17 protein-coding genes and 1 pseudogene are annotated in these 26366 nt (G+C 42.6%); 14 read left to right on the top strand and 4 right to left on the bottom strand.

The window, feature by feature from the left end:
- Nucleotides 1-194 precede the first annotated feature (194 nt).
- Nucleotides 195-1589 (top strand): hemolysin family protein, encoded by a 1395-nt coding sequence (locus PUQ00_RS17455; protein ID WP_300418933.1) that lies wholly within the window; start codon nt 195-197, stop codon nt 1587-1589.
- Between the two features lie 52 nt (nt 1590-1641).
- On the opposite strand, the gene queC is transcribed toward PUQ00_RS17455, so the two are convergent.
- On the bottom strand, nt 1642-2319 hold the full coding sequence (gene queC, locus PUQ00_RS17450; RefSeq protein ID WP_300418937.1) for a 7-cyano-7-deazaguanine synthase QueC: 678 nt from the start codon (nt 2317-2319) through the stop codon (nt 1642-1644).
- A gap of 339 nt (nt 2320-2658) precedes the next feature.
- On the opposite strand from queC, the gene PUQ00_RS17445 reads away from it, so the two are divergent.
- The 11 genes and pseudogenes from PUQ00_RS17445 to rdgB all read left to right on the top strand — a co-directional run bounded on the left by PUQ00_RS17445 (nt 2659) and on the right by rdgB (nt 17209).
- Nucleotides 2659-3741, top strand: a complete 1083-nt coding sequence (locus tag PUQ00_RS17445; RefSeq protein ID WP_300418931.1) for a Gfo/Idh/MocA family oxidoreductase — start codon at nt 2659-2661, stop codon at nt 3739-3741.
- A gap of 592 nt (nt 3742-4333) precedes the next feature.
- The gene (locus PUQ00_RS17440; protein WP_300418930.1) at nt 4334-4957 is read left to right on the top strand and encodes a DedA family protein; all 624 of its coding nucleotides are present in this window, start codon (nt 4334-4336) and stop codon (nt 4955-4957) included.
- 239 nt (nt 4958-5196) lie between these two features.
- The gene (locus PUQ00_RS17435) at nt 5197-6342 is read left to right on the top strand and encodes a ParM/StbA family protein (protein WP_300418928.1); all 1146 of its coding nucleotides are present in this window, start codon (nt 5197-5199) and stop codon (nt 6340-6342) included.
- A 5-nt stretch (nt 6343-6347) separates the two neighbouring features.
- Complete coding sequence (locus tag PUQ00_RS17430; protein ID WP_300418926.1) at nt 6348-6827, top strand: plasmid segregation centromere-binding protein ParR; 480 nt, start codon at nt 6348-6350, stop codon at nt 6825-6827.
- Nucleotides 6828-7201: 374 nt separating this feature from the next.
- Nucleotides 7202-8506: a P-loop NTPase fold protein gene (locus PUQ00_RS17425; protein ID WP_300418925.1), complete on the top strand. Its 1305-nt coding sequence runs from the start codon at nt 7202-7204 to the stop codon at nt 8504-8506.
- 39 nt (nt 8507-8545) lie between these two features.
- On the top strand, nt 8546-13369 hold the full coding sequence (locus PUQ00_RS17420; RefSeq protein WP_300418924.1) for a tetratricopeptide repeat protein: 4824 nt from the start codon (nt 8546-8548) through the stop codon (nt 13367-13369).
- 166 nt (nt 13370-13535) lie between these two features.
- Nucleotides 13536-14150, top strand: a pseudogene (locus PUQ00_RS17415) (tetratricopeptide repeat protein); the annotation flags it as partial.
- Between the two features lie 66 nt (nt 14151-14216).
- Entirely contained in the window at nt 14217-14612 is a 396-nt protein-coding gene (locus PUQ00_RS17410) for a hypothetical protein (RefSeq protein WP_300418935.1), read from the top strand.
- Nucleotides 14609-14974, top strand: a complete 366-nt coding sequence (locus tag PUQ00_RS17405) for a hypothetical protein (protein WP_300418923.1) — start codon at nt 14609-14611, stop codon at nt 14972-14974. The genes PUQ00_RS17410 and PUQ00_RS17405 overlap by 4 nt, the downstream gene beginning before the upstream one ends.
- A gap of 130 nt (nt 14975-15104) precedes the next feature.
- A complete protein-coding gene (locus PUQ00_RS17400; RefSeq protein WP_300418922.1) occupies nt 15105-16544 on the top strand; it encodes a phosphoglucomutase/phosphomannomutase family protein in 1440 nt (479 codons plus the stop codon).
- An 86-nt stretch (nt 16545-16630) separates the two neighbouring features.
- A complete protein-coding gene (gene rdgB, locus PUQ00_RS17395) occupies nt 16631-17209 on the top strand; it encodes an RdgB/HAM1 family non-canonical purine NTP pyrophosphatase (protein WP_300418921.1) in 579 nt (192 codons plus the stop codon).
- Between the two features lie 94 nt (nt 17210-17303).
- Here rdgB and PUQ00_RS17390 read toward each other — a convergent pair whose 3' ends face one another.
- The 3 genes from PUQ00_RS17390 to thiD all read right to left on the bottom strand — a co-directional run bounded on the left by PUQ00_RS17390 (nt 17304) and on the right by thiD (nt 19667).
- Nucleotides 17304-17642, bottom strand: coding sequence for a P-II family nitrogen regulator (locus PUQ00_RS17390; protein ID WP_300418920.1), 339 nt, complete (start codon nt 17640-17642; stop codon nt 17304-17306).
- Nucleotides 17643-18000: 358 nt separating this feature from the next.
- Entirely contained in the window at nt 18001-18609 is a 609-nt protein-coding gene (locus tag PUQ00_RS17385) for a hypothetical protein (RefSeq protein WP_300418918.1), read from the bottom strand.
- A gap of 236 nt (nt 18610-18845) precedes the next feature.
- Nucleotides 18846-19667: a bifunctional hydroxymethylpyrimidine kinase/phosphomethylpyrimidine kinase gene (gene thiD / locus PUQ00_RS17380; protein ID WP_300418916.1), complete on the bottom strand. Its 822-nt coding sequence runs from the start codon at nt 19665-19667 to the stop codon at nt 18846-18848.
- Nucleotides 19668-20632: 965 nt separating this feature from the next.
- Here thiD and PUQ00_RS17375 point away from each other — a divergent pair.
- Both PUQ00_RS17375 and PUQ00_RS17370 read left to right on the top strand, forming a co-directional pair.
- Entirely contained in the window at nt 20633-22414 is a 1782-nt protein-coding gene (locus PUQ00_RS17375; RefSeq protein WP_300418914.1) for a choice-of-anchor Q domain-containing protein, read from the top strand.
- A gap of 1079 nt (nt 22415-23493) precedes the next feature.
- Nucleotides 23494-26364 carry a choice-of-anchor D domain-containing protein gene (locus PUQ00_RS17370; RefSeq protein ID WP_300418912.1) on the top strand — a complete coding sequence of 957 codons (2871 nt, stop codon included), beginning with the start codon at nt 23494-23496 and terminating at the stop codon, nt 26362-26364.
- The last annotated feature ends 2 nt before the right edge of the window (nt 26365-26366 follow it).

The following is a 26366-nucleotide window of genomic DNA, read 5'->3' as shown; positions in this document are numbered from 1 at the left end:
GGGCATTGGGCATTGGGCATTGGGCATTGGGCATTGGGCATTGGGCATTGGGCATGGGGCACGGGGCACGGGGCACGGGGCATTGGGGATAGAGAAGAGACAAGGGAGAGGGGAAGTAAATTCTCCCTTGTCCCCGCTCATCTCCCCCCACTCCCCACTCCCCACTCCCCACTCCCCACTCCCTATTCCCCTAAATGGAGGGCGTGAGTTTTACACGAGCTTTGGCGGTGAGTGGTTTTCCTAATTTAATTTGGACAGACGTGGCGCTGCGGCTGTTGTCAGTGCTACTACTGATTGCCATAAATGCCTTTTTTGTGACGGCGGAATTTTCGATCGTGAGCGTGCGGCGATCGCGTATTCACCAGCTGGTTAAGGCTGGGGATATTCCTGCGATCGCTGTGGAGATGCTACAACGTAGTATTGACCGACTGCTATCTACCACCCAGTTAGGCATTACCCTTTCTAGTTTGGCACTAGGATGGATTGGAGAAAGTACGATTGTCGTGCTGGTGAATGCCTGGTTAAAATCCTGGCCTTTACCGAGTGGGATGACTACCTTCCTAGCCCATTCCCTATCAATTCCCATCGCCTTTTTCTTGATTGCCTATTTGCAAATTGTGATCGGAGAACTATGTCCCAAATCTTTAGCTATGCTGTACTCAGAACAGCTAGCGAGGTTTTTGGGGCCTTCGGTAAAAGCGATCGTGCGTTTTTTTGGCCCCTTCATCTGGATTCTCAACCAATCAACTCGTTGCTTATTGCGTATTTTTGGTATCCAATACACAGGTCAAGGCTGGAGACCACCCGTAACTCCCGAAGAATTGCAACTGATTATCTCTACAGAATGGGGGTCTACTGGTTTACAGCGTGCAGAGCGAGAATTGCTCAATAATGTCTTTGAGTTTGGGGGTGTCATGGCCCAAGATGTGATGATCCCTCGCACCAGTATCGTGGCGCTGCCAAAAGATGCTACCTTCCAAACATTACTCAGGGAAATGGCTTCTACTGGTTACTCTCGCTATCCCGTGATTGGTGAATCTTTAGACGATGTTCGCGGCATTGTTTATTTTAAAGATTTGGCACAACCTTTGGCTGTAGGAAAGCTAAGTTTAGAGACACAGATCCAACCTTGGATGCGTCCGGCCCGGTTTGTTCCAGAACACACGTCCTTGAGTGAACTTTTGCCAATGATGCAGCAAGAGAAACCAGCTATGGTCATGGTAGTGAATGAATTTGGCGGTACTGTGGGACTGGTGACAATCAAAGATGTGATTGCCGAAATCATTGGCGACGCCAGCGAACCTGAAAGCAGTGATGACTTACTGATTCAGATGTTAGATAAGCAGAAATTTTTGGTGCAGGCACAAATCAACCTCGAAGACCTCAACGAGGTTTTGCATCTCAATTTGCCCCTGACAAGAGAATACCAAACACTGGGCGGCTTTTTGCTATATCAGTTACAGAAAATTCCTGCCAAAGGCGAAACCTTCTGTTATCAAAATCTCGAATTCACTGTGGTATCAATTGTTGGCCCACGCCTGCATCAAATTCAACTGCGACGGTTAGAAGAGTTAGGAGTTGAGAGTTAAGAGTTAGGAGTTATGAATTTTAACTCCTCACTCCTCACTCCCCACTCCCCACTCAAGAAGCATACGCCAGTGGATCAACGAGTCCCAATTCGGCAAAAGCTGCTAGCCGCAACCGACAAGAATCACACACGCCGCAGGCGACATCTCCACCCACATAGCAAGACCAAGTAAGCTCCCAAGGAACTCCCAATTGGTTCCCCAGTTGGATGATTTCAGTTTTTTTCAAGTTGATTAAAGGTACAACAATATTAATTGGTTGTCCCTCGCGTCCTTGTTTGGTTCCCAAGCGAAAAACTTCCTGCATTGCCTGGATATAGTCGGGGCGACAATCAGGATATCCTGAGTAATCTAGGGCATTGACACCGATATAGACACGCTCTGCTGCGATCGCTTCGGCGTAACCAAGAGCAAAGCTTAAAAAGATGGTATTACGAGCCGGAACATACGTTACAGGAATATTTTGAGACATTTCATCCAGAGAACGCTCCTGGGGTAAATCAATCGCGTCATCGGTAAGTGCCGAACCGCCCCATTGTCGTAAGTCAAAATTAACCACCTGATGTTTCACGATCCCAGCTTTTTGAGCGACGGTGAGGGCTGACTGTAACTCTCGTCGGTGTCGCTGCTGGTAATCAAAGGAAATAGCATGACATTCATAGCCATCAGCCTTGGCTTTGTACAGAATTGTGGCAGAGTCCAATCCCCCAGATAACAGAATTACAGCTTTCATATCGGTGACAAATTTTGGATTTAAAATCGCCAAATTAGACCTTAACAAGATGCTAGGAAGCAATGCTAAAGAGAATTTACACTTAGGTCTTACTGAATTTTTTAAAGTTAATAAAAAGACATGTATTTTTTGTAGAAAGTGCAAAATCCAAAACAAACCCGAACTATCTATACAAAAGATATTTGGATTACGGGAACCGATCACAAACTTTGAAATTCTTCATAAACATAGGCTCTATGTTACCATCTGGATGGTTTTAGACGGATCGTAACTGGCTTTCGAGTATAAACGCCAACGGCCGTAGCGTCTCTAAATTTGGTGGTTGAGGAGAGAATAATAGTGCAAAATAGCATGTCAGTGGCAGAACCGAATCCATATACACAGCGCAACCAGCCACGACCGATCCGCATAGGCGTGATTGGAGTGGGTAACATGGGACAACACCACGCTCGCGTGCTGAGTTCAATGAAAGATGTTGAGCTAGTCGGAGTCGCAGATATTAATGTTGAGCGAGGGTTAGAAACTGCCAGCAAGTATAAGGTGCGTTTTTTTGAAGATTACTGTGATCTGCTACCCCTTGTGGAAGCAGTTTGTGTAGCTGTTCCCACGCGCTTGCACTATGCCGTGGGCATTAACTGTCTGTTAGCGGGAATTCATGTTTTGATTGAAAAACCGATCGCAGCCAGTATTTCTGAGGCAGAGTCCCTAGTAAATGCCGCAGCTGAGTCTGGCTGTATCCTGCAAGTAGGTCATATTGAGCGTTTCAATCCAGCTTTTAAAGAACTGAGCCAAGTACTGAAAACTGAGGAATTACTGGCGCTAGAAGCCCATAGGATGAGTCCTTACTCAGATCGGGCAAACGATGTTTCAGTTGTGCTGGATTTAATGATCCATGATATCGACCTACTTTTGGAATTAGCTGCTTCCCCAGTCACAAAATTGACTGCTAGCGGTAGTCGCGCCCTGGACTCTGGTTATTTAGATTACGTAACCGCCACCTTGGGGTTTGCCAATGGTATTGTTGCTACTTTGACTGCCAGTAAAGTCACCCACCGAAAAATTCGCCGGATTGTCGCCCATTGCAAAAATTCATTTACAGAGGCAGATTTTCTCAAGAATGAAATTTTGATTCACCGACAAACAACTGCCAATTCTCTCACCGACCACCGACAAGTACTTTACAGGCAAGATGGTGTGATTGAAAAAGTCTACACCAGCAATATTCAACCCCTGAGCGCAGAATTAGAACATTTTGTCAACTGTGTACACGGTGGCAATCAACCCTCAGTGGGTGGTGAACAAGCTCTCAAAGCCCTGAGACTGGCAAGTTTGATTGAGCAAATGGCGCTGGAAGATCGAGTTTGGAATCCATTAGACTGGCAATCGGAACCAAGAGTACAATCATTGACCCCGACAGCCTAGAACAAGAGAGGGGGATGAGGGGGATAAAGTAAAATTTTCTCTCTTATCTCCCCTCTGCTCCCTCATCTCTTTGACAGCATAAACTTCAGAAGAAAATTCTAAAGTGTGTTTTGAAATTTGCCATCAAGTCTTTAGATCCTTCCTAGTCTTTTTAAAAAAGCGACTAAGGGGGATCTAAAAAATTAGAAAACAAAACCTAGTGGCTCGTTTTATTAATTTTGTGAGGTTCGTAGTTATAGCGGTTCCCATTCAGATGCGGTACAACATTACATCACCAGGTGTAGGGGTGCAGAACATCCGTGTCAACTTAACGTGAAAGTTAGTCTAGAACCAGCTTTTAGAGATTGTCTCGAAAAGAAGTCTCTGACTGGGAATGCCTATGCGGGGGCTGCCGCCTCAAGAAAGAGCGGCAGAGCCACCAGGAGATGCATTTCCAGCCAGAGGCTGGAAACGAGGTTTTAAAGGAGTTTGAGCTTAAGTTGACACCAATGGGCACAGAACAGCCCCTACAGGTGTACCTCGCGTAAACGAGAACCGCTATCAGGCTGAATTTAGTAACAAGACTAGTGCAGCATTTTCAGGAATTAACTCAATGCTTGAATGGATAACTAATACTATCAACTATTTTGGCTATTGGGGAATCGCCCTACTAATGTTCCTAGAAAACCTTTTTCCCCTCATTCCTTCAGAATTGATCATGCCACTGGCTGGATTTACAGCAAGTCCATATCAACCAGGAGGAGCAAAGCTGAATATCATTGGAGTGTTTTTCGCAGGACTTTTGGGTTCTGTATTGGGCGCACTTATTTGGTATTACCCTGGTAAGTTCTTGAGCGAAAAGCGCTTGAAAGCTATGGCTGACAAGTACGGCAAGTGGCTGGCAATATCCAGCAAAGATATCGATAAGGCAACGCGCTGGTTTGGCTCTCAAGGTAACAAAGCAGTTTTGATTGGTCGCCTTGTGCCAGGAATCCGTACCTTGATTTCTGTTCCCGCAGGAATCACCAATATGCCCTTGCTAGCATTTTTGTTTTACACAACATTAGGTAGCGCTGCTTGGGTGGGTTTGCTAACATACTCAGGATACGCGTTGGGTAGTCAGTATGAACTTGTGGACAAGTACCTTGCTCCTGTATCCAAAATCGTACTTGGTGGTTTGGTTTTGGCATTTGTTTTCTGGATATTCAAGCGCCAGTTAAGACGTACTAGAAGATGAAACACGGCGGCTTTTGGTTTGAAAGCAGTGAAAGCAGGGGTTACATCTGGCCAAAATTCGCCTACACTATGCCAAATAATACTAGATGTACGTTGGCAAAGTCTACCGGAGGTATCGCCCGAATTAATTTTTGGCGTATTTCTAGCTACACTTGACGCAACCTAGAATTTCTGGTTGCTCGCATTTTTGTAAGATGAGCATGACAACTTTTTACAGTTAAGTTTGAACTAGGAGCTTTGATGACAGACCAACCTTCCGCCGCTACCCCAATGAATGCCGCTGCTATACCCATGAATAGAGTGTCAGCATCCACCCCCATCAATGCTGTTAATCCTGCCATCCCAGTCGCTGGTGGAAAAACTATTCTCAGTGTTGATTTAGGCAGAACTTCCACAAAAACTTGTGTGAGTCGCGAACCGAACAATGTGGTGTTCGTACCTGCCAACGTGAAGCAGATGTCAATAGAACAAGTACGCGGTGGTGTTTTTGAAGCTAGGGCTACTGACCCCTTAATGGATTTGTGGCTGGAGTATCAAGGAAATGGATATGCTGTTGGTCAACTGGCAGCAGATTTTGGGGCAAATTTAGGAGTCGGCCAATCTAAGGTAGAAGCTGCACTGGTAAAAGTGTTAGCAAGTGCTGGCTACTTTAAACTCAAAAATGATATCTCAGTCGTACTGGGTCTGCCTTTTCTTTCCTTAGAGCAATTTGAAAAGGAAAAAGCACAGTTGATTAGCCAAGTCGGCGGCCCCCATGTGTTGAACTTCCGAGGCGAATCTGTGTCGCTGAACGTCAGTAAGGTTTGGGTAATGCCAGAGGGCTACGGTAGCCTACTCTGGTCTGAAGCTCAACCGAAGAAAAGTCCTGGCAGTCCCGATTTTACAAAAATATCGGTGGCGATCGTCGATATTGGACATCAAACCGTCGATCTTTTGATGGTAGATAACTTCCGTTTTGCCAGAGGTGCTTCTAAGAGCGAAGACTTCGGGATGAATAAGTTTTATGAATTGGTGTCCGCCGAAATTGAGGGAGCAGATAGTCAATCTCTAGCGCTGATTTCCGCTGTTAACAAACCTAGAGGTGAACGCTATTACCGTCCTAAAGGCGCTAGCAAGCCCACCAACCTAGATGATTTCCTTCCCAACCTCACGGAGATGTTTTCTCGCGAAATTTGTAGCCGTGTGCTAGCCTGGTTGCCAGAACGCGTCACCGATGTAATTCTGACTGGAGGGGGTGGTGAGTTTTTCTGGGACGACGTTCAACGTCTGCTCAAAGAAGCAAAGATTAATGCTCATTTAGCAGCACCTTCACGACAGGCGAATGCTTTGGGGCAGTATATTTATGGAGAGGCACAATTATCCTCCAATCGCGCTGCTAGGGCATAAAGCTGATGTTCCAATGGTCAAAAAAGGTAGTTAAATCCGTCACGTTCAACCCAGAGCTTGCTGATGAAAGCTTGTTAGCGCAAGTAGAAAGTTATTTGGAAAAACAACCAGACAAGACTTTCAGTGACCTCTGTAAAGAAGCCTTGTGGCAATCTTTATGTGTACCGGAATCTGTACAACCTGCTCCACAAACAGCAGCAACAACACCGATTGATCAGCAAATTGGTGAACTGCAACGTCAAGTGGCTGGACTTGAGGAACGTTTTTTTGCCAAGGGATCTAATCGTTTGGAGACGATGGAACGCCATCTATTGCAACTTTCTCAACAAGTTGCACAACTGGCGCTCATAGTCAATGATCGATCATTCATTCAGTCTCCATCTCAATTAGAAGTAGTAAATAATACTTCTTATACTGTTGCTACTCCTCCTCAAGAGGTTGACCCCGTAATCAGTCGCCTTAGTCAGTTTCTCGATGATTTTTAAGGAACAATCTGGTTTGTGAGCAGTTTTTGCTCATGTTAACAATCCTTAATAGTATTAACTATTAAGGATTATTAATGTTTATTATTTTGTATAGATACAATATTTGGCAACAAGCCGCTACCCTTCTGCTTAGGAGACGCTACGCAAACGGGAAGCCGTTTTGAGTCTATGCATCTACGTGGCTAATCAAGTTATGCAAAAGAGCGATCGCACACTAAAAATTGATGTGCGATCAAAGTGAGATAAAGTATTATTTAGGACTATAGTATAAAGTTTTTCACCTCTAGGAATCTACACCAGGAAATTACCCAACTATATTGAGATAATCGAGTGTAAGTCAAAACACCGTTTGGGGTCAGTTGAGATTTGTCACCATGAGTAATACCAGTTTTTGGAAGCCTGCTTATCAGCTTTTTAAGCCAGAGGAACCACTTACTACACCTGAAGAACTGAGAAATTTTTATGTCCAGCGAGCTAACAGTCCTGTAGAGAATTTAATCACTTTCTTGGATATGGAAGACGACCCAGCTAAATTTTTACTAGCAGGTCATAGGGGTGGTGGCAAAACTACAGAATTGCGGCGATTAGAACAACATTTGAACAGCAAGTATACAGTAATTTGGATTGATACTGTAACTGCTCTCGACCAGTACAATATTGGCTATGCTGAGGTTGTAGTACTCATTGGAATTAAAATTTTTGAAAAAGTTATTCAACGAAAGTGGGCTTTAAAAGACGATTTATTAAATGATTTACTCGAAAGTCTCAAAACTGTAGTTTATCAAGATGAAGAAGCTGAAAATACTGGACTTGAACTTCCAGAAATTATCAAAAAGCTAGGTGTAATTCTTAAACAAGGTTTAACTCGAAAAGTTACTACAACTCTCAACATTCGTCCGCAGCTTAGTAAAATAATTGAGCGAGTTAACGCCATCATAGAAGCTGCCGAGACAAGAAACAAGCAGAAATTACTGGTAATTGTAGATGGTCTTGACCGACACGATCAAGTTACAGCCTTGGAAATGTTCGCTAGTCCACTGCTGACTCAGCTAAGTTGCCATATTATATATGCGATTCCGATTTCGCTGAGATATTCTCCAAGCTTTCGTCAACCAATGGAAAGCTTTCAAAAATGCTTGGATTTAACTAATCCACCAGTATTTGAGTGCGATGAGAATTTATGTCCTACTACAATCCCTAATCAACTTGGTAGAGACATTCTTAATAGTGTAATTCATAAGCGTTTAGCAAGTTTGGGTGTTGCTTATAAGGGTTTATTTAATCCAGATGCGCTAGAACTAATTTCTGAGAAGAGTGGCGGTGTGATGCGTGACTTGATACGACTAGCTCGTACAGCTTGTGAAGTTTCTTTAAGGCGAGATTTGATATATGTAGACTTAGATGTTGCTAAAGAGGCTGTGCAAGAAATATGCAGAGAATACAACTTGAGTGATTACCATTTCCCCGAACTAGATAAGGTTCACCGCACAGGTTGCTTAACTACTAATACCCATAGTTTGCCTAATAAAGTTCAGTTTGTGATTTGTGATGAGCTTTTGCAAAACAAATTTGTATTAGGTTATTGCGATCGCAGTAAAAAATCCTGGTTTGATGTCAACCCTATTTTATTAGAAGATTTACAACGCTGGCAAGCTGCTAACTCTCCAAAAATTCAATAGTTGTTTTCTCTCGCAATCAGCAATTATTCATCAAGAACAATGGCTTATAACGATTCTCTAAGTGCAAATGACGCAACAGAGCTAAATAAATTAGTTAGTTTCTTAGAATTATCTAGTGGGACAACGACAATTTTTGCTATTGCACCGGAGAGTGGGCCACAACATCCCATAGTCGAGGAAATCAAGTTACTTTTATCAGATGGTGATCATAGTTTCAATGAACCTCAGATCTTTTTTTACAGTGATAATTCACTATATAATTTTCTCTACAGTTTAGATGGAACTGGGCAGCATAATTCTCAAAACAAACGCAAATTGATAATGGCGTTTGGAATCGATCAACTGCCGACATCTCGCCTGAAACAAGAGATGAAGCAGTTGAATTTAGGGAGAGATTCGCTATTCGGTCGGGAATTGATCATAATTTTTTGGCTGAATAAAGAGGAATTTTTAGAAGAGTTTCGTAACCGTGCGCCTGATTTCTGGGATTGGCGAGGTAAGTTAGTGAAATTTGAGGCACGTCCTCCCGTAAATCCCCTATTTTATCCTTATCTGGAGTGGTTGATAGCTGAGAATTCCTATCTCAAAATTAGTGGCGTGATGCAAGTCCAGCGCCAAGTAGATATTTTTCTGGATCAAATTTATGTTTCACTGCAAGCAGTAAGGCAACAGCAGGTTACAGAAACGTCGAAACTAGACCAAGAGATGACTACATTTCGTAAAGCTGAACATAGGTTGAGCATGAGCATCTCTAGCCCCTACGATTTAGACGAACCTTCTTATTACGAACCAGTTTTACTAAGTTCAATACCCGCTACTAGCACCAAAACAGTAACACAAAGAATTGATTTATCTCATGCAGTGCGAGAAAATCAATACTGTGTGATTCTCGGCGCTCCAGGTGCAGGAAAGACAACGCTACTGCGTTATCTAGCGCTACATTTTGCCACAGCGAAACGTGATGACAATGAAACAGTTACAGGTGGCGAACTCCAAGAAGAATTAGGTAAAGCTCTGTTGCCAATTTTCTTTCGCATTGCCGACTATGCAGAACGACTTCAACAAGAACCTGAGTTAAGTCTGCTGGAGTATCTGCGGCAATTCTACCGCCAGTGGGTAGCTTACTTTCAAGATGAAGCTGAAGCCGGAACTGAGATGGCAACGCTACTATTAGAAAAAATGCGCCAAGGGCGGTGTTTAATGCTGCTGGATGGTTTAGATGAGGTATTTGAACAAGAAAGCCGCAGGCTGATTGTGGAAAGAATTGATCAGTTTGTCAATGCTTTCTCTACTAATAAGTTTGTCATTACCAGCCGCATAGCTGGCTACCGCGATGTGAAACTGAGCAGCCGTTTTGCTGAGTTCACTATTGAAGATATGGGTGGCGAACAGGTAGAAAAATTCCTGGAACGCTGGTGTTTGGTGATAGAACGAGCGCAGCAGCCAGAAGCTAGTGAGGCGCAATGGCAAAGAGCCGGAGATGAACAAGCAAGGAAGATTTTAGAGGCAATTAAAGACAATGAGGGTGTAAAACGCTTGACAGCCAACCCTCTACTGTTGACAATTTTGGCACTGATTCACCGCAATGGTGAGCGCTTACCTAACCGCCGGGTGAAACTTTATGAATTGGCTGTGCAAACCTTGACCGAAGATTGGCAGCTAGGTAAGAAGTTGCCAGATGCTCCGAAAGTGCTGCTGAACCAAAATGAAGTAGTGGCATTCTTAGCACCACTGGCTTACTGGATGCATGAGGAGAAGCCCTCTGGTTTAGTCACTGAGGCAGAAGTTGAACAACAGTTAGCAGCAAAGCTAGCAGAACTAAATGATACTAACCTAGAATCAGACTCAGTACGGCTTGCCGTGCAGGAGTTTTTACGAAAAGTGCGGGAAACCACAGGTCTATTTGTGGAACGTGCGCCAGGAGTCTACGGCTTTATGCACCTGACGTTTGAGGAGTATTTTGCTGCACGTTATATCGCTGACAATGAAGTAAGCGATATTTTAGCAATCATCCGTAAACATTTGCATGAGCCGCGTTGGAATGAGCCGATTTTACTGGCTTTAGGCTATTACGGAATTTATTCTCCTAAACAGGTTAATAAGCTAGTTGAGCAGCTTTTCAGTAATCTTGAGGCTTATGAACCTGTAATTCAAGGTGGTAAGTTAAAAATAAAAAATGCATCTTCGCAGGATGCGCTTATCATCTGGTCAGGTTTGCAAGAGGAATCAACTACTAACTGTAAGCAGTCGGAATTACGGTTGAAAGATTTATTATTTGCTGGTGAGGTTCTAACTCAAGTTGAGATTAATAGCAGTCCTCGGAAAAAGCTAATTCAAAAATTGGTTATTACCTATCTTGGTTTGGATACAGACTTTGAGCATGATACAAGTAAACAACTGTTAAGACTGTTACGCCAAATTGAACTGTTTAACCAGAAAGGTGAAGTTTTGGTACGACTGAAAGAATTCGCTAATGACTCAACACTTAGTGAAAAGATACGGGTAAAAGCACAGACAGCTATTCTTTATGTTGCTTGTGGTGAATCAGGGGTAGGATTAGTTAGTTGTGTTAATGATATTGTTAATCAGCTAGAGCCTACTATATTTTGTAGTCTTAGAGAATTGGTTAAAGAACTAGGTGAAGAAATGACACCTGCTTTAGAAAACAGTCTAGAAAATTATAGTAGTGATCAAGATTCTCAAAGGGCATTAAACTTACTCACCGCAATATCTTATATTCGTACAGATAAATATACAAAAGCTGTTGAGCTTCTAGAAAAAATCAATGTTCAGCTAAATGTTAGGCACAGTGCTTATATAGCTTGGTCAATTGCAACTTGTTATCAAGAACAAGAAAAATTTGATAAAGCAATTGACTACTATCAGGAATGTTTTGAAAAACTAGCCTTATATATTCATCCATCAGCTTTTCTACTGTTTTGGCGAAATAGGGGTATTTGTCATCGCTTACACACCAAATACGAGCAATCACTAGAATGCTTCCAGCAGGCGTTAGCTATAGACAGAGAGTTTCGCAAGTCTGAAGATGAAGCAAGTGATTTGTGGGATATTGGTAGAACTTATCAAGACTGGGGTAAATACGAAGAAGCGATCGCCTACCACCAACAAAGTCTTGACCTTTATAGGCAATTAAGTAAAGAGAAAGATATAGCTAACCAGTGGTACGACTTAGCAGATTGTTATCGTGATTGGGGTAAATATCAGGAAGCCGTAGAGTGTGAGCAAAAGGATTTGGCAATTCGTCAACAGATGGATGATCAATCTAACATAGCAGATGCCTATAAGCAGTTAGGAAGCATATATCAAGCATGGGGTAAGTATGAAGAAGCGATCACCCACTACCAACAAAGCCGTGACTTCTATGAGCAATTAGGTAAAGAGAAAGATATAGCTAACCAGTGGTACAACTTAGGAGGTTGTTATCGTGATTGGGGTAAATATCAGGAAGCCGTAGAGTGTGAGCAAAAGGATTTGGCAATTCGTCAACAGATGGATGATCAATCTAACATAGCAGATGCCTATAAGCAGTTAGGAAGCATATATCAAGCATGGGGTAAGTATGAAGAAGCGATCACCCACTACCAACAAAGCCGTGACTTCTATGAGCAATTAGGTAAAGAGAAAGATATAGCTAACCAGTGGTACAACTTAGGAGGTTGTTATCGTGATTGGGGTAAATATCAGGAAGCCGTAGAGTGTGAGCAAAAGGATTTGGCAATTCGCCAGCAGATGGATAATCATACGAGAATAGCCCTCTCCTACTGGCAATTAGGACGAATTTATCAAACTTGGGGCAAATACGAAGAAGCGATCGCCTACTACCAACAAAGCCGTAACCTCTATGAGCAATTAGGTAAACAGAAAAATGTAGCTAACCTATGGATCTGGCTGGCTACTTGCTATCGGGACTGGGGAAAATATGAGCAGGCACTCGAATATGAACTCAAGGATTTAGCAATCCGTCAAAAACTGGATGACCAAACAAATGTAGCAGCTGCTTACCAACAATTAGGTAAAATCTATCAAGCTTGGGGCAAATATGAACAAGCGATCGCCCATTACCAACAAAGCCGTGACCTATATGAGCAATTGGGTCTAGAGGAGAATGTCGCAAGCCAGTGTTATTGGTTGGGTAATTGCTATCGGGAATGGGGTAAATATGAACAGGCATTAGAGTATGAGCAAAAAGAATTGGCAATCCACCAGCAGTTAGAAGACCAAACAGAAATAGCTTCTGCTTACAGACAATTAGGACGGATTTATCAAGAATGGGGCAAATATGAACAAGCGATCGCCCACTATCAACAAAGCCGTGACCTCTATGAGCAATTAGGTAAACAGAAGGATGTAGGTAATCAGTGGTACAACTTAGCTGCGTGCTATCGTGATTGTGGTAAATATCAGGAAGCCGTAGAGTGTGAGCAAAAGGACTTGGCAATTTGCCAGCAGTTAGATGATCAAACCAGAATAGCTCTTGCTCATTATCAGCTAGGACTTATATATCAAAGTTGGAGTAAATATGAAGAAGCGATCGCCTACCACCAACAAAGCCGCGAACTTTATGAGCAATTGGGTCAAGATAAGAATTTAGCAACCCAGTGGTACAACTTAGCTGGGTGTTACCGAGAATGGGGTAAATATGAACAAGCACTTGAGTGTCAGCAAAAGTGCTTGGCACAACGTCAAAAGCTAGAAGACCAACCACGTATAGCTAGTGCCTACTTTCAACTAGGCTGGATTCATCAATCTTGGGGCAAGTACGAACAAGCGATCGCCTACTTCCAACAAAGCCGTGACCTCTATGAGCAATTAGGTAAAGAGAAAGATATAGCTAACCAATAGACTTATCCGGAAATGAGAACTTTATTTGGCTGAAACCTAGCTCTGGAGAGGGTTTTAGAGGTTCCTGTTTTATATAAGCTAAAAAGCCAGCTATGTAAGGGTTTCAGCTATTTTGAGGTTTATTTGTGGATAAGTCTAATGGTACAACTTAGCTGATTGCTATCGTAATTGGGGTAAATATCAGAAAGCCGTAGAGTGTGAGCAAAAGGATTTGGCAATTTGCCAGCAATTAGATGACCAAACCGGAATAGCTTTTGCTCATTATCAGCTAGGACATATATATCAAGCTTGGGGTAAATATGAACAAGCGATCGCCTACCACCAACAAAGCCATGACCTTTATAAGCAATTGAGTCTACAGGAGAATGTCGCTAACCAGTGGTATTGGCTAGCTGATTGTTATAGCGACTGGGGCAAATATGAACAGGCATTAGAGTGTCAGCAGCATTGTTTACTCATACGCCAGTCATTAAATGACACATCATTGATAGCTGTAACTTACCGTCAATTAGGTCAAATCTATCAAACTTGGGGAAAATATGAACAAGCGATCACTTACTTCCAACAAAGCCGTGACCTCTATAAGCAATTAGGTAAAGAGAAAGATATAGCTGACCTGTGGTATTGGCTAGCTGATTGCTATCGTGATTGGGGTAAATATCACCAAGCCGTAGAGTATGAACAAAAGGATTTGGCACTTCGCCAGCAGTTAGATGACCAAACCAGAATAGCTCTTGCTCATTATCAGCTAGGACGTATATATCAAACATGGGGTAAATATGAACAAGCGATCATCTACCACCAACAAAGCCATGACCTTTATAAGCAATTGGGTCTAAAGCAGGATGTGGCTAATCTACTATATTGGATCCCTAGTTGCTACCGCAATTTAAAGAATTACACCAAGGCGATTGAATATTACCAGCAAAGTCGAAATTTTCATCAGCACTTAGGCCATGATGAGAGTGAAGCTACACGCTGTATGCAACTTGGTAACAGCCAACGCTTGCTAGCAAAAAATAGCTCAGATAGAGCAGTAGCTTTTGAATTACTGTCACAAGCTGAACAAAATATCCTTCAAGCAATTCAAATTAGTACCACAGGAGACTACAAAGAAAATCTTGCTTACGACTACATTGTTTTTAGCTTAATTGGTCAGAACGCTTACGCCTATCGTCTATTGACGACTCGTTACCGCAAGAACAAATTACCCAATTTGAAGAATATTATAATACTGGCTTGACATATCTTGCCGAACTGGGGCAGACAGTAAATCGAGCACATGAAGCTCTTGATATCGCCCGTGCTTATCTGGAAGTCAGTGTCTTAAAAAATCTTGATCGAGCCGAAGAACTAGCCCAAGAATCCCTCCAAGTTTTTCAGGAGTACAATCGCCGAGAACTTGAAGCTTCATCTCGTAAACTCTTGGGCGAAATATACCTGAACCGCTCCCAGCATCATCAATCAGGTACTAAGGTAACTGCTACCCAATTTTTCACTGAAAGTCTACAAATCTACAGAGAGCTTGATTTAAGCGAAAAAGCTGCCGAGGTAGAGCAGCTAATGCATTCAAATCTGGATAATACTGGAATACTTAGCGATTAGAATTCCCAGCTACATAAACAAGTCTGCTCACTTTTGTGTTGAAACAGCCAAATATTATTACTAGATTCTTTTTTTACTTTATACACTGTATGAATGCTAGAATCCTCAAGTAGACAGTTAGGATACCTAGATGCCAGTTGTAGCTAACTCAATCAAGTTTGGTACAGACGGCTGGCGGGGCGTTATTGGTGACGAGTTCACCTTTGAACGTCTAGCCCTGGTCGCACCAGTTGCCGCAAAAGTATTATATGATACATATTTTTCTACTGTGGGTAGCCGGACAATAATTGTCGGTTACGATCGCCGATTCATGGCTGAAGACTTTGCTCGTGCTGTTGCCGATACTGTCACCGCGATTGGATTTGATGTGCTGTTGAGCGAGGGCTATGCTCCAACCCCAGCTTATAGTTGGGCAGCAAAACAACTCAATGCTTTAGGGGCGCTAGTAATTACAGCCAGCCATAATCCTGGTATATATTTGGGTTTAAAAGTCAAGGGCTATTTTGGTGGGTCAGTACCGCCAGAAGTCACAAAAGAGATAGAAGCGCAGTTGTCCGTTGGAGTAGTACCAGTAGCAGCTACCCCAGGCAAGCAAGAGAAATTCGATCCTTGGCCCAGTTATACCCAAGCACTAGAGGGTAAAGTTGATATCGTCAAAATTCGAGAAGCGATCGCCTCTGGGAAATTGACGTTATTTGCCGATGTCATGCATGGCGCTGCTGCTGGCGGATTGGCCAGACTACTAGGCAATCAGGTCAAAGAAATCAACTCAGAACGCGATCCCCTCTTTGGTGGCGGTGCGCCGGAACCTTTGCCTAAATACCTTTCAAAGCTATTTCAAGTTATCAAAACTCACCGAGAAACTGATAAATCAGGTTTAACTGTGGGGTTGGTATTTGATGGAGACTGCGATCGCATTGCAGCTGTGGATGGAGAAGCCAACTTCCTAAGTTCCCAAGTATTAATCCCGATATTAATCGACCACTTAACCCTAAGGCGTGGCTTTAGTGGTGAAATAGTCAAAACTGTTAGTGGTTCAGACTTGATGCCCCTTGTGGCAGCACTACATAACCTCTCAGTTTTTGAGACAGCAGTTGGTTATAAATACATTGCTGACAGAATGTTAGCAGCAAAAGTGTTACTGGGTGGCGAAGAGTCGGGAGGAATTGGCTATGGCAGCCATATTCCCGAACGCGATGCCCTGCTGTCAGCGTTATACGTCCTAGAGGCGATTGTAGAATCTGGTTTGGATTTAGGTGAGTATTATCGCCAGTTGCAGAATCAAACAGGGTTTACCTCAGCATACGATCGCATTGATTTGCCCTTAGCAAGTATGCAAGTGCGATCGCGTCTTTTGCAACAACTGCAAAGCGAACCCTTAACAGAAATTGCCGGGTTAGCAGTAATTGATTGCCAGACAATTGACGGCTACAAGTACCGCCTCGCGGATAAAAGCTGGTTAATGATTCGCTTTAGCGGTACTGAGCCAGTTTTACGCTTGTACTGCGAAGCCCCGACAATTGAGCAAGTGCATCAAACTCTTGCTTGGGCGAAACAGTGGGCGGAGTAAAATTAATTATTAGTCATTTGTCCTTTGTCCTTTGTCCTTGGTAAATGATCAATGACTAATAACCAATGACCAATGACCAATGACTAATGGCCAAATTACTCGTAGTAGCCACAGGAAATCCAGGTAAGTTGCGGGAAATGCAAGCTTACCTGACAAACTCTGGTTGGGAATTAACCCTCAAACCTGAAGAATTGGAAATTGAAGAGACGGGCGAAACTTTTGCCGCGAACGCTTGTCTAAAAGCCTCACAAATTGCTAAAGCCACAGGAAACTGGGCAATTGCTGATGATTCGGGCTTGCAAGTAGATGCCCTAAATGGCGCACCAGGGGTGTATTCTGCACGTTACGCTAAAACGGACTCAGAACGCATTGCTAGGATATTGAAGGAATTAGGCAACGAATTAAATCGGCAAGCTCAATTTGTTTGTGCAGTAGCGATCGCTCGTCCTGATGGTGCGATCGTATTAGAATCTGAAGGTGTTTGTCGTGGTGAAATTCTCCACACACCTCGTGGTAATGATGGTTTCGGCTACGACCCAATTTTTTATGTACAAGAGTTGCAATTGACTTTTGCTGAGATGACACGGGAGTTGAAGGGTTCAATTAGCCATCGAGGCAAGGCTTTTACAGCTTTACTTCCGCAACTAGAGAGAGTTAAGAGTTAGGAGTTAGGAGTTAGGAATTAGGATTTATGCTAAATCTTAATTCATTATCCCTGACTCACAACTCATAACTTTTAACTCTTAACTCATAACTTTTTTAAACTGCTTCTGTGTTCTTTTCGCCAGTGCGAATCCGAATCACTTGCTCAACAGGCGAGATGAAAATTTTACCATCGCCGATTTCACCAGTGCGGGCAGCAGCAATAACTTTGTCCACCACCATATCAACCTGATTATCGTCAACGACGATTTCCACTTTGAGTTTTTGCAGAAACTCAACGGTATACTCAGAACCGCGATACCGTTCAGTTTGACCTTTCTGACGTCCGAACCCCCGGACTTCAGAAACAGTCATCCCAACAATACCAGCGTTAACTAAGGCAATTTTCACCTCATCTAGCTTAAATGGCCGAATAATAGCTTCCACTTTTTTCATCTTCTTGACTCCTGACTTCTACTAGCTTCGTTTATATATCTAACCAGATCCGTTGTCTGAAGCTGTAACTAGCAGTGCTTTTCCTAAAACATATGTAATAATTACCACTTTTTTTAAAGTGTAGATGCTTTGCTTGAGGGTTTGGGACATGAGAACCAGCAAGGATGTATTAATTGGATAATTTTTGAGGTTCTAACATAAACAAGTTGCTGTCAATTTAGCATTTTATGTAGCTTTTATAACCTAAAAATAGATCAACTCCGCCATTTAGCAGATTTGTTCGGATACTTAGAGAGTGATTGTAGACAAATTGCACGGTAGCCCAAAAGCCTGCTGCTGCTGACTGTGGGAGTATCAACTAACGTTTCTGATGTTCAAATAAGGGACGCACAACAAAATATCCAGCACTAAAGGCAGTCAGCATGATTAACAAGATGGTGATAATTAACCACCAGCCATTGAGTCCTTTGATATCTGGCTCAGTAGTGGAATAATAACTTACTTGTTGCTCTTCGATAAAAACTGTTTCTGGTATCGGGGAATTTATTTCAATTACAGGTGTAGAAAAGTCTTGGCGGCGGCTTTTTTCGGGTGGGGCTTTGGGCACAACGGGTGGGCGCGAACGAGAAACCTGCTGACGTGGACGCGCTTGTGCTACTGGCTGTTTGGTTGCACTTTTAACGTCGCCAGAAGCTTGGGTAGCTTGGTGATAACTAGGCGTAGCACGGGAATCCACAAACTTTTGCAAGTGAGAAAAAGACTCAACGACTTTGATAATTTCTTGGCGTAGTAGTTGATTCTCTTGTGCTAATTGCTGATTTTGGGTGGTGAGTGCATTTAGCCTCACCTGTGTTGCTTGCAACTCTGTTGACAATTCCCTGTATACAGATAGTGGTACAGAGGGAGGGTAGGCTTGAGTAGTCGGTGTTGGCGAATTCCTGTGAACAGAACCTATGGTTGTTCGCATCGGGGACTTGGTATTAAAAATCAAGGTAATTAGATCGTACAGAGATGCTAACAGAGATAGTCAACCCTGAAACTATGCCCAAGAATAATAGAAAAATGCCGAAAGGGCAAAGATTTATTATGCGGCATTGGGTATTGGGCATTGGGCATTAGTTATTAATTCTTCTCCCTCACTCCCTCATCTCCCCCTGCTCCCATTCCCATACCCCAGTTCCCAATCCCCTTGATCACAAAAGGTTAATTTTGTAACAATGGGAAGAAGTGTCCTACAGGGCCTTGCCCTTGGCCAATATCTAGGGCGTAAGTGAGTGCAGTAGTCACATACTCCTTTGCGTGTTGCACTGCCTGCCACAAGTCTTTTCCCTTAGCCAGATTAGCAGCGATCGCAGCCGATAGTGTACAACCAGTCCCGTGGGTATTTTTGGTCTCTACTTGCTGGCAAGTCAAAACTTCCAACTTGTCCCCATCAAACCAGATATCAACGCCACGCATATCTCCCTGCATACCTCCGCCTTTGACTAAAACAGCCTTCGTCCGTAAAGTCTTGTGAATAATTTCAGCAGCGGCTTGCATATCCTCCAAGGAATTAATTTGTAAACCGCTCAAAATCTGGGCTTCGTAGCGATTCGGCGTAATGATAACCGCCTTGGGAATCAGGGCATGGCACAGAGTCTTCACAGCATCATCATCAATCAATTGTGCTCCTGTACGTGACACCATTACTGGATCAACTACTAGATTAGCAATTTGTAAAACTTCTACCTGCTGGGCAACAGCAAAGATAATTTCCTGATTGAGCAACATTCCCGTTTTGGCAGCTTGTACGCCAATATCCTCAACTACTGCCTGAATTTGCGCCACAACAGCCTCTCTTGGCATGGCATCAACCCTGCTTACTCCTAGAGTGTTTTGTGCCGTCACACAGGTTATAGCGCTAGTACCGTGGACACAGTGAAAAGCAAAGGTGCGTAAATCAGCTTGAATTCCTGCACCCCCACCGCTATCTGAACCAGCAATGGTTAGAGCAACAGGTATTCTGGAATTTATTTCAGTGTTCATATTATGAAGATTAAGTAAATTGGCACCATCAAACCAAACTATCTCAAAGATTGATAAATTAGGCTAAAACCCTCTTCCTTCCTGCCTCGTGCCTGATTGCACCCACAAATATTTACGAAAACCTGACTTGAAAGTGCTGTTAGCGTTTGGTAAAGAAGGCATCGCTTCTTTAAACATTTTTAGAGAAACTTCATCAAATCCTCGCACAAAGCGCTCTCCATTCCCATATCACTGTGAAAATTAACAGGATTCACCACGATGCTTACGTAAAAATTTTACATTTTTTGTAAAAATAACAACCATTTTTAGCGTATTTACTGATGAACGTGCCTTTTGTAAAGGTTAGTTTTAATACATGATTTTACAAGGCTCAGTTACACCGCTTACAACAGGTTCGACTAAGTTGTTAAATTAGTTCCCTTAAATTAAGGGGTCAACCGACTAAAGTTTCAACCAATTTAACTTTTACCACTGTAACTTTAAGTCCCCAGTTTATTATCCAGGGGTGGATTTTACCATGCAGATTTGGCAACCTCCTGACCTCAGACAAGGGATAAAGTTCAGAGGAATTCTGGTGACAAATATAATCACCGGATAAATATAGCAGATAGGAAAGCTTGCTCGCAAAGAGCAGCGATGTCTACGACGGGCTATTCGGTACAGATGAAGATACGATTCAATTCGGCTCCATTGAACTGTAGTTTTTCAGGACTTGTTCGCAAGCAAGCATCCAGGCACAAATCGTTCAATCACCCTCAACAAAATCCTGACGATTAACGATATCGATATCCCTGGTTTAACCATCAACGGTTGACAAAAGAAAAAGTTTTCACTTTCACAACAACCTTTTAACAATCGATGCGATTTCAAGTTGCGATCGCACAACTGTGACTGTCTTGAAAACTCCAGATAAATCATCGATTTAAATCACTCCAATTCACCTGACACACATTCGGACTAAACCTATGGCTGGCAATACATACTACGTTTCTGGAACAGGCGATGATAACAACAATGGCTTAATCGAAGGAAGTGCGTTTCGCACCTTGGGCAGAGCCGTCTATCAGATGCAAACAGGCGACACGCTCTACGTGATGAATGGGACTTATGACAAAGGCGCTACGCTTTTTAACTTTAATGGTTCAGCAAATAACTGGACAACAATCAAAGCTTATCCAGGGGCTACGCCTAAGATCAAAACAACGGGAGGTGGCATTAATATATTTAGCTCATCCTACGTGCGGATTGAAGGACTTAATATAGAAGGCAATCGGAAAAACATCACTCTAAAATATGCCTTAGAACAGAAGAATATTTACAACAATCCTTTAACCAATTCCAATGGAATTAGTATCAAAGCCTGGACAAATAGCGAAGGAGTGGGCGGTAGTAATACTCATCACATTGTCATCTCTGGTAACACAGTTAGTAACTTTCCAGGAGCAGGCATTGAATCAAGTAATTCAGACTACATCACTATTGAGAAAAATGTTGTATCTAGAAACGCTTGGTATTCGCCTTATGGTGCTCAAGGTGTCACGACACTTCATGCTTTTAATTCTGATAACAATACTACTGATTACAAAATAATTTATCGAGACAATATTGTTTTTGATAATCAAAATTTGGTTCCCTGGAAAGAAGCTGGGAAGATTACTGAAGGGAAAGGTCTCTTTTTAGATACTATTAATGAAAGTGAAGATGGAATACCTTACTTAGGTAAAACCTTAATTGCGAATAACATAGTCTACAACAATGGAGATGCAGGTATTGGAGCTTTCAAAGCGAAAAATGTCGATATTATCAACAATACAGTTTATCAAAATAGCCGTCATGTCCCTAGTGGCGGCGAGATTAAAGTCAATTACTCAGACAATTTTAGAGTTGATAACAATATCATGTATGCCAGCAACAATCAAGCGGCTAATATTCTGAAATATTCTACAAATGTCAACTTTAACCACAACCTTGTTTATAACTCGAATGTATTCAAACCTTCAGATAATACAAATCCCACAGGATTGCAGAATATTTTGGGTCAAGATCCCCAATTTGTTAATGCGGCCAAAAAGAATTTTGCGCTCAAACCTGGAAGTGCTGCGATCGATGCTGGTTCCAATGCCTTCAATAGCATTACTCAGAACATTCCCCAGGATGGTGATGGTAATGGCACCGCAGTGATTGATATTGGTGCATACGAAGCCCCTCACATCAGTATTACCGTCCCCAATGACTTGAACAATTACATTGTCGGTTTTGACAATTCCAGCGATGTGATTAATGGCTTGGGGGGTAATGACACCATCAATGGTTACGGTGGGGACGACCAACTAATAGGAGGTACTGGCAATGATCTTCTCATTGGTGGACAAGGCAATGATACTCTTGTGGGTGGTGTGGGTGCTGACTCTTTCCTCTACAACACCAATGCTGCCTTTACTAGCGCTGCTGTGGGTATTGATACCATCGCTGACTTCAATCACTCTCAAGGTGACAAGATTGTTCTGGATAAGACCACCTTTAGTGCCATTACTTCTGTTGTGAAAACGGGTTTTAGTAACGCCAGTGATTTTCAAATCACCACTTTAGGGGCGGTTAGCAATGCTGTGATTGTTTACAACCCGATCACTGGGCAGTTACTATACAATCAAAATGGTAGTGCTGCTGGTTTCGGCAGTGGCGGTCAATTTGCACAACTTACTGGTGCACCCACTCTTACTGCTTCCGACTTCATCGTTCAAGCATAGTTGGGTCGGGTCAACTGAGTCCAAGTCTAATCCAAACATGAATCGACTTTAAATCCGGTTTTCAATTAAATAGATCACACACATCGGGGCGCAATATATTTGTGCCCCTACAATTTTGCAATTTAATGGCAAAGTTTTTAGTTTTTACGAATTATACAGACTGCGCTTGTTTCAAAATTTTTAGAGAAATTTCATCAAATCCTCGCACAAAGCGCTCTCCATTCGCATAAGCTGTCGCGCATTTAATTTGCACAACTAGGGCGGGCAAGATGCCCACCCCACAAGAGATTCATTTTTTTGAGGATGCAAATTAAAAGATTTTTAGCTTATCACTCTGGAAATTAACAGGACTCACTACGACTCTTACGTAAAAATTTTACGCTTGTTGTAAAAATAATAACTACATCCAGCGTATTTACTGATGAACCTGCCTTTTGTAAAGGTTAGTTTTAATACATGAGTTCACAAGGCTCAGTTACACCGCTTACAACAGGTTCGACTAAGTTGTTAAATTAGTTCCCTTAAATTAAGGGGTCAACCGACTAAAGTTTCAACCAATTTAACTTTTACCACTGTAACTTTAAGTCCCTAGTTTATTATCCAGGGGTGGATTTTACCATGCAGATTTGGCAACCTCCTGACCTTAGACAAGGGATAAAGTTCAGAGGAATTCTGATGCCAAATATGATTACCGAATCGAATCTAGCAGATAAGAAAGCTTGCTCGCAAAGAGCAGCCATGTCTACGACGGGCTATTCGGTGAGGTGGTTGCTACAGATGAAGATACGATTCAATTCGGCTCCATTGAACTGTAGTTTTTCAGGACTTGTTCGCAAGCAAGCATCCAGGCACAAATCGTTCAATCACCCTCAACAAAATCCTGACGATTAACGATATCGATATCCCTGGTTTAACCATCAACGGTTGACAAAAGAAAAAGTTTTCACTTTCACAACAACCTTTTAACAATCGATGCGATTTCAAGTTGCGATCGCACAACTGTGACTGTCTTGAAAACTCCAGATAAATCATCGATTTAAATCACTCCAATTCACCTGACACACATTCGGACTAAACCTATGGCTGGCAATACATACTACGTTTCTGGAACAGGCGATGATAACAACAATGGCTTAATCGAAGGAAGTGCGTTTCGCACCTTGGGCAGAGCCGTCTATCAGATGCAAACAGGCGACACGCTCTACGTGATGAATGGGACTTATGACAAAGGCGCTACGCTTTTTAACTTTAATGGTTCAGCAAATAACTGGACAACAATCAAAGCTTATCCAGGGGCTACGCCTAAGATCAAAACAACGGGAGGTGGCATTAATATATTTAGCTCATCCTACGTGCGGATTGAAGGACTTAATATAGAAGGCAATCGGAAAAACATCACTCTAAAATATGCCTTAGAACAGAAGAATATTTACAACAATCCTTTAACCAATTCCAATGGAATTAGTATCAAAGCCTGGACAAATAGCGAAGGAGTGGGCGGTAGTAATACTCATCACATTGTCATCTCTGGTAACACAGTTAGTAACTTTCCAGGAGCAGGCATTGAATCAAATAATTCAGACTACATCACTATTGAGAAAAATATTATATCTGGAAACGCTTGGTATTCGCCTTATGGTCCTCAGGGTGTCACCATTCTTCGCAGTTTTAATTTGGATAACAATACTACTGACTACAGGATGATTATTCAAAACAACACTGTCTACGATAATCAAAGTCTGGTTCCGTGGATAACAGCAGGCAAAATCACTGAAGGACACGGTATCATGCTTGATACTACTGATGAAGCTCAAGGCGGCGTACCCTATACAGGTAAAGCCTTAATTGCTAATAATATAGTCTACAACAATGGCAGCTCTGGAATTAACGTTTTCAAAGCAACTAATGTAGATGTTGTTAATAATACAGCTTATCATAATAGTCGTGTTCTCACAAATTCTGGAGAGATTGATGTTAGTTACTCAGGAAATGTTAGAGTCGATAACAACATTCTTTATGCAACTGACAATCAAAACGCTAATGTTGTTAAATATTCTACAAATGTAAACTATGACCACAATCTTGTTTATAACTCGGATGTATTCCAAGCCTCAGATAATCTAAATGCCACAGGATTCCAGAATATTTTTGGTCAAGATCCCCAATTTGTTGATGCGGCGGGAGGGAATTTTGCGCTCAAAACTGGAAGTGCTGCGATCGATGCTGGTTCCAATGCCTTCAATAGCATCACTAAGAACATTCCCCAAGATGGCGATGGTAATGGCACCGCAGTGATTGATATTGGTGCATACGAAGCCCCTGGCATTACCGTCCCGGAAATTCAAGTTCTCAATGGTACTGTTGACATTGCAGATGGCAGTACTACTGCGATTAACTTTGGCGATGCCACTGTTGGTAAGAGCCTGAGCAAAACCTTTACGATTCGGAACACCGGTACAGCTGTACTCAACCTGAGTAATCTGAAACTTCCCGACGGATTTAGTTTGGTTGGTACTCTTCCGACGAGCGTGGCTGTTAATGCTTCTACCACTATATCGGTGGCACTCAACGCCACTACACCCGGCAGCTATGGTGGCAGCTTCAGTTTAAACAACAACGATAGTAATGAAAGCCCCTTTGACTTTGCAATTAGTGGCACAGTCAAACCTGTTTTGTCCCCGGAAATTCAAGTTCTCAATGGCACCATTGACATTGCAGATGGCAGCACTACTCCGATTAACTTTGGCAATGCCACTGTTGGTAACACCCTGACCAAAAACTTTACGATTAAGAACACCGGTACAGCTGCACTTAATCTAAGTAATCTCAAACTTCCCGACGGATTTAGTTTGGTCGGTACTCTTCCAACGAGCGTGGCTGTTAATGCTTCTACCACTATATCGGTGGCACTCAACGCCACTACACCCGGCAGCTATGGTGGCAGCTTCAGTTTAAACAACAACGATAGTAATGAAAGCCCCTTTGACTTTGCAATTAGTGGCACAGTTAAACCCAAAATTCAAATTATCAATGGCACAGCGGGCAATGACACCTTTATTGTCCAAGGAGGCAATAGCGATTACATCATCACGGACTTTGGCGGTGTAGGTACTAGCTCAAACCCTTCGGCTGCGGTGATTGCCAAAATAGACACCTTGCAATTTACTGGGGCTGGCTTGACTGCGAGAAATCTGCAATTAACTCAAAATGGCAACGATTTAGAAGTCACCTTTCAAGATGTGGCTAATACCAAAGTCACTCTGCAAAACTTTCAGTTAAAAAATCTAGAGAACTTAGCCGCATCGACAACAAGACCCGCCATCGGTAATATCCTATTTGACGGAGAAGCCAGTGTTACCAAAAGCTTTGATGTGATTAATCCTAACTCCACTCCAACGTATATTTCCACGGCAAACAGCGTCACCTTCCTCAATGACTTGAACAATAACATCAGCGGTTATTACAATTCCAACGATGTGATTAATGGTCAGGGGGGTAATGACACCATCAATGGCAGCGGTGGTGACGACCTACTGCGGGGTGGTGCTGGTGATGATCTTCTCATTGGTGGACAAGGCAATGATACTCTTGTGGGTGGTGTGGGTGCTGACTCTTTCCTCTACGACACCAATGGTGCTTTTACTAGCGCTGCTGTGGGTATTGATACGATCGCTGACTTCAATCACTCTCAAGGTGACAAAATTGTTCTGGATAAGTCCACCTTTGGTGCCATTACTTCTGTTGTGGGAACGGGTTTTAGTAACGCCAGTGATTTTCAAATCACCACTTTAGGGGCAGCTAGCAATGCTGTAATTGTCTACAACCCGATCACTGGGCAGTTACTATACAATCAAAATGGTAATGCTCCTGGTTTCGGCGGTGGTGCTCAATTTGCACAACTTACTGGTGCGCCCACTCTTACTGCTTCCGACTTCATCATTCAAGCATAGTT

It is taken from the genome of Nostoc sp. S13 (assembly GCF_029379315.1).
Lineage (GTDB): Bacteria > Cyanobacteriota > Cyanobacteriia > Cyanobacteriales > Nostocaceae > Nostoc.
This window is presented reverse-complemented; position numbering and strand designations above follow the sequence as displayed.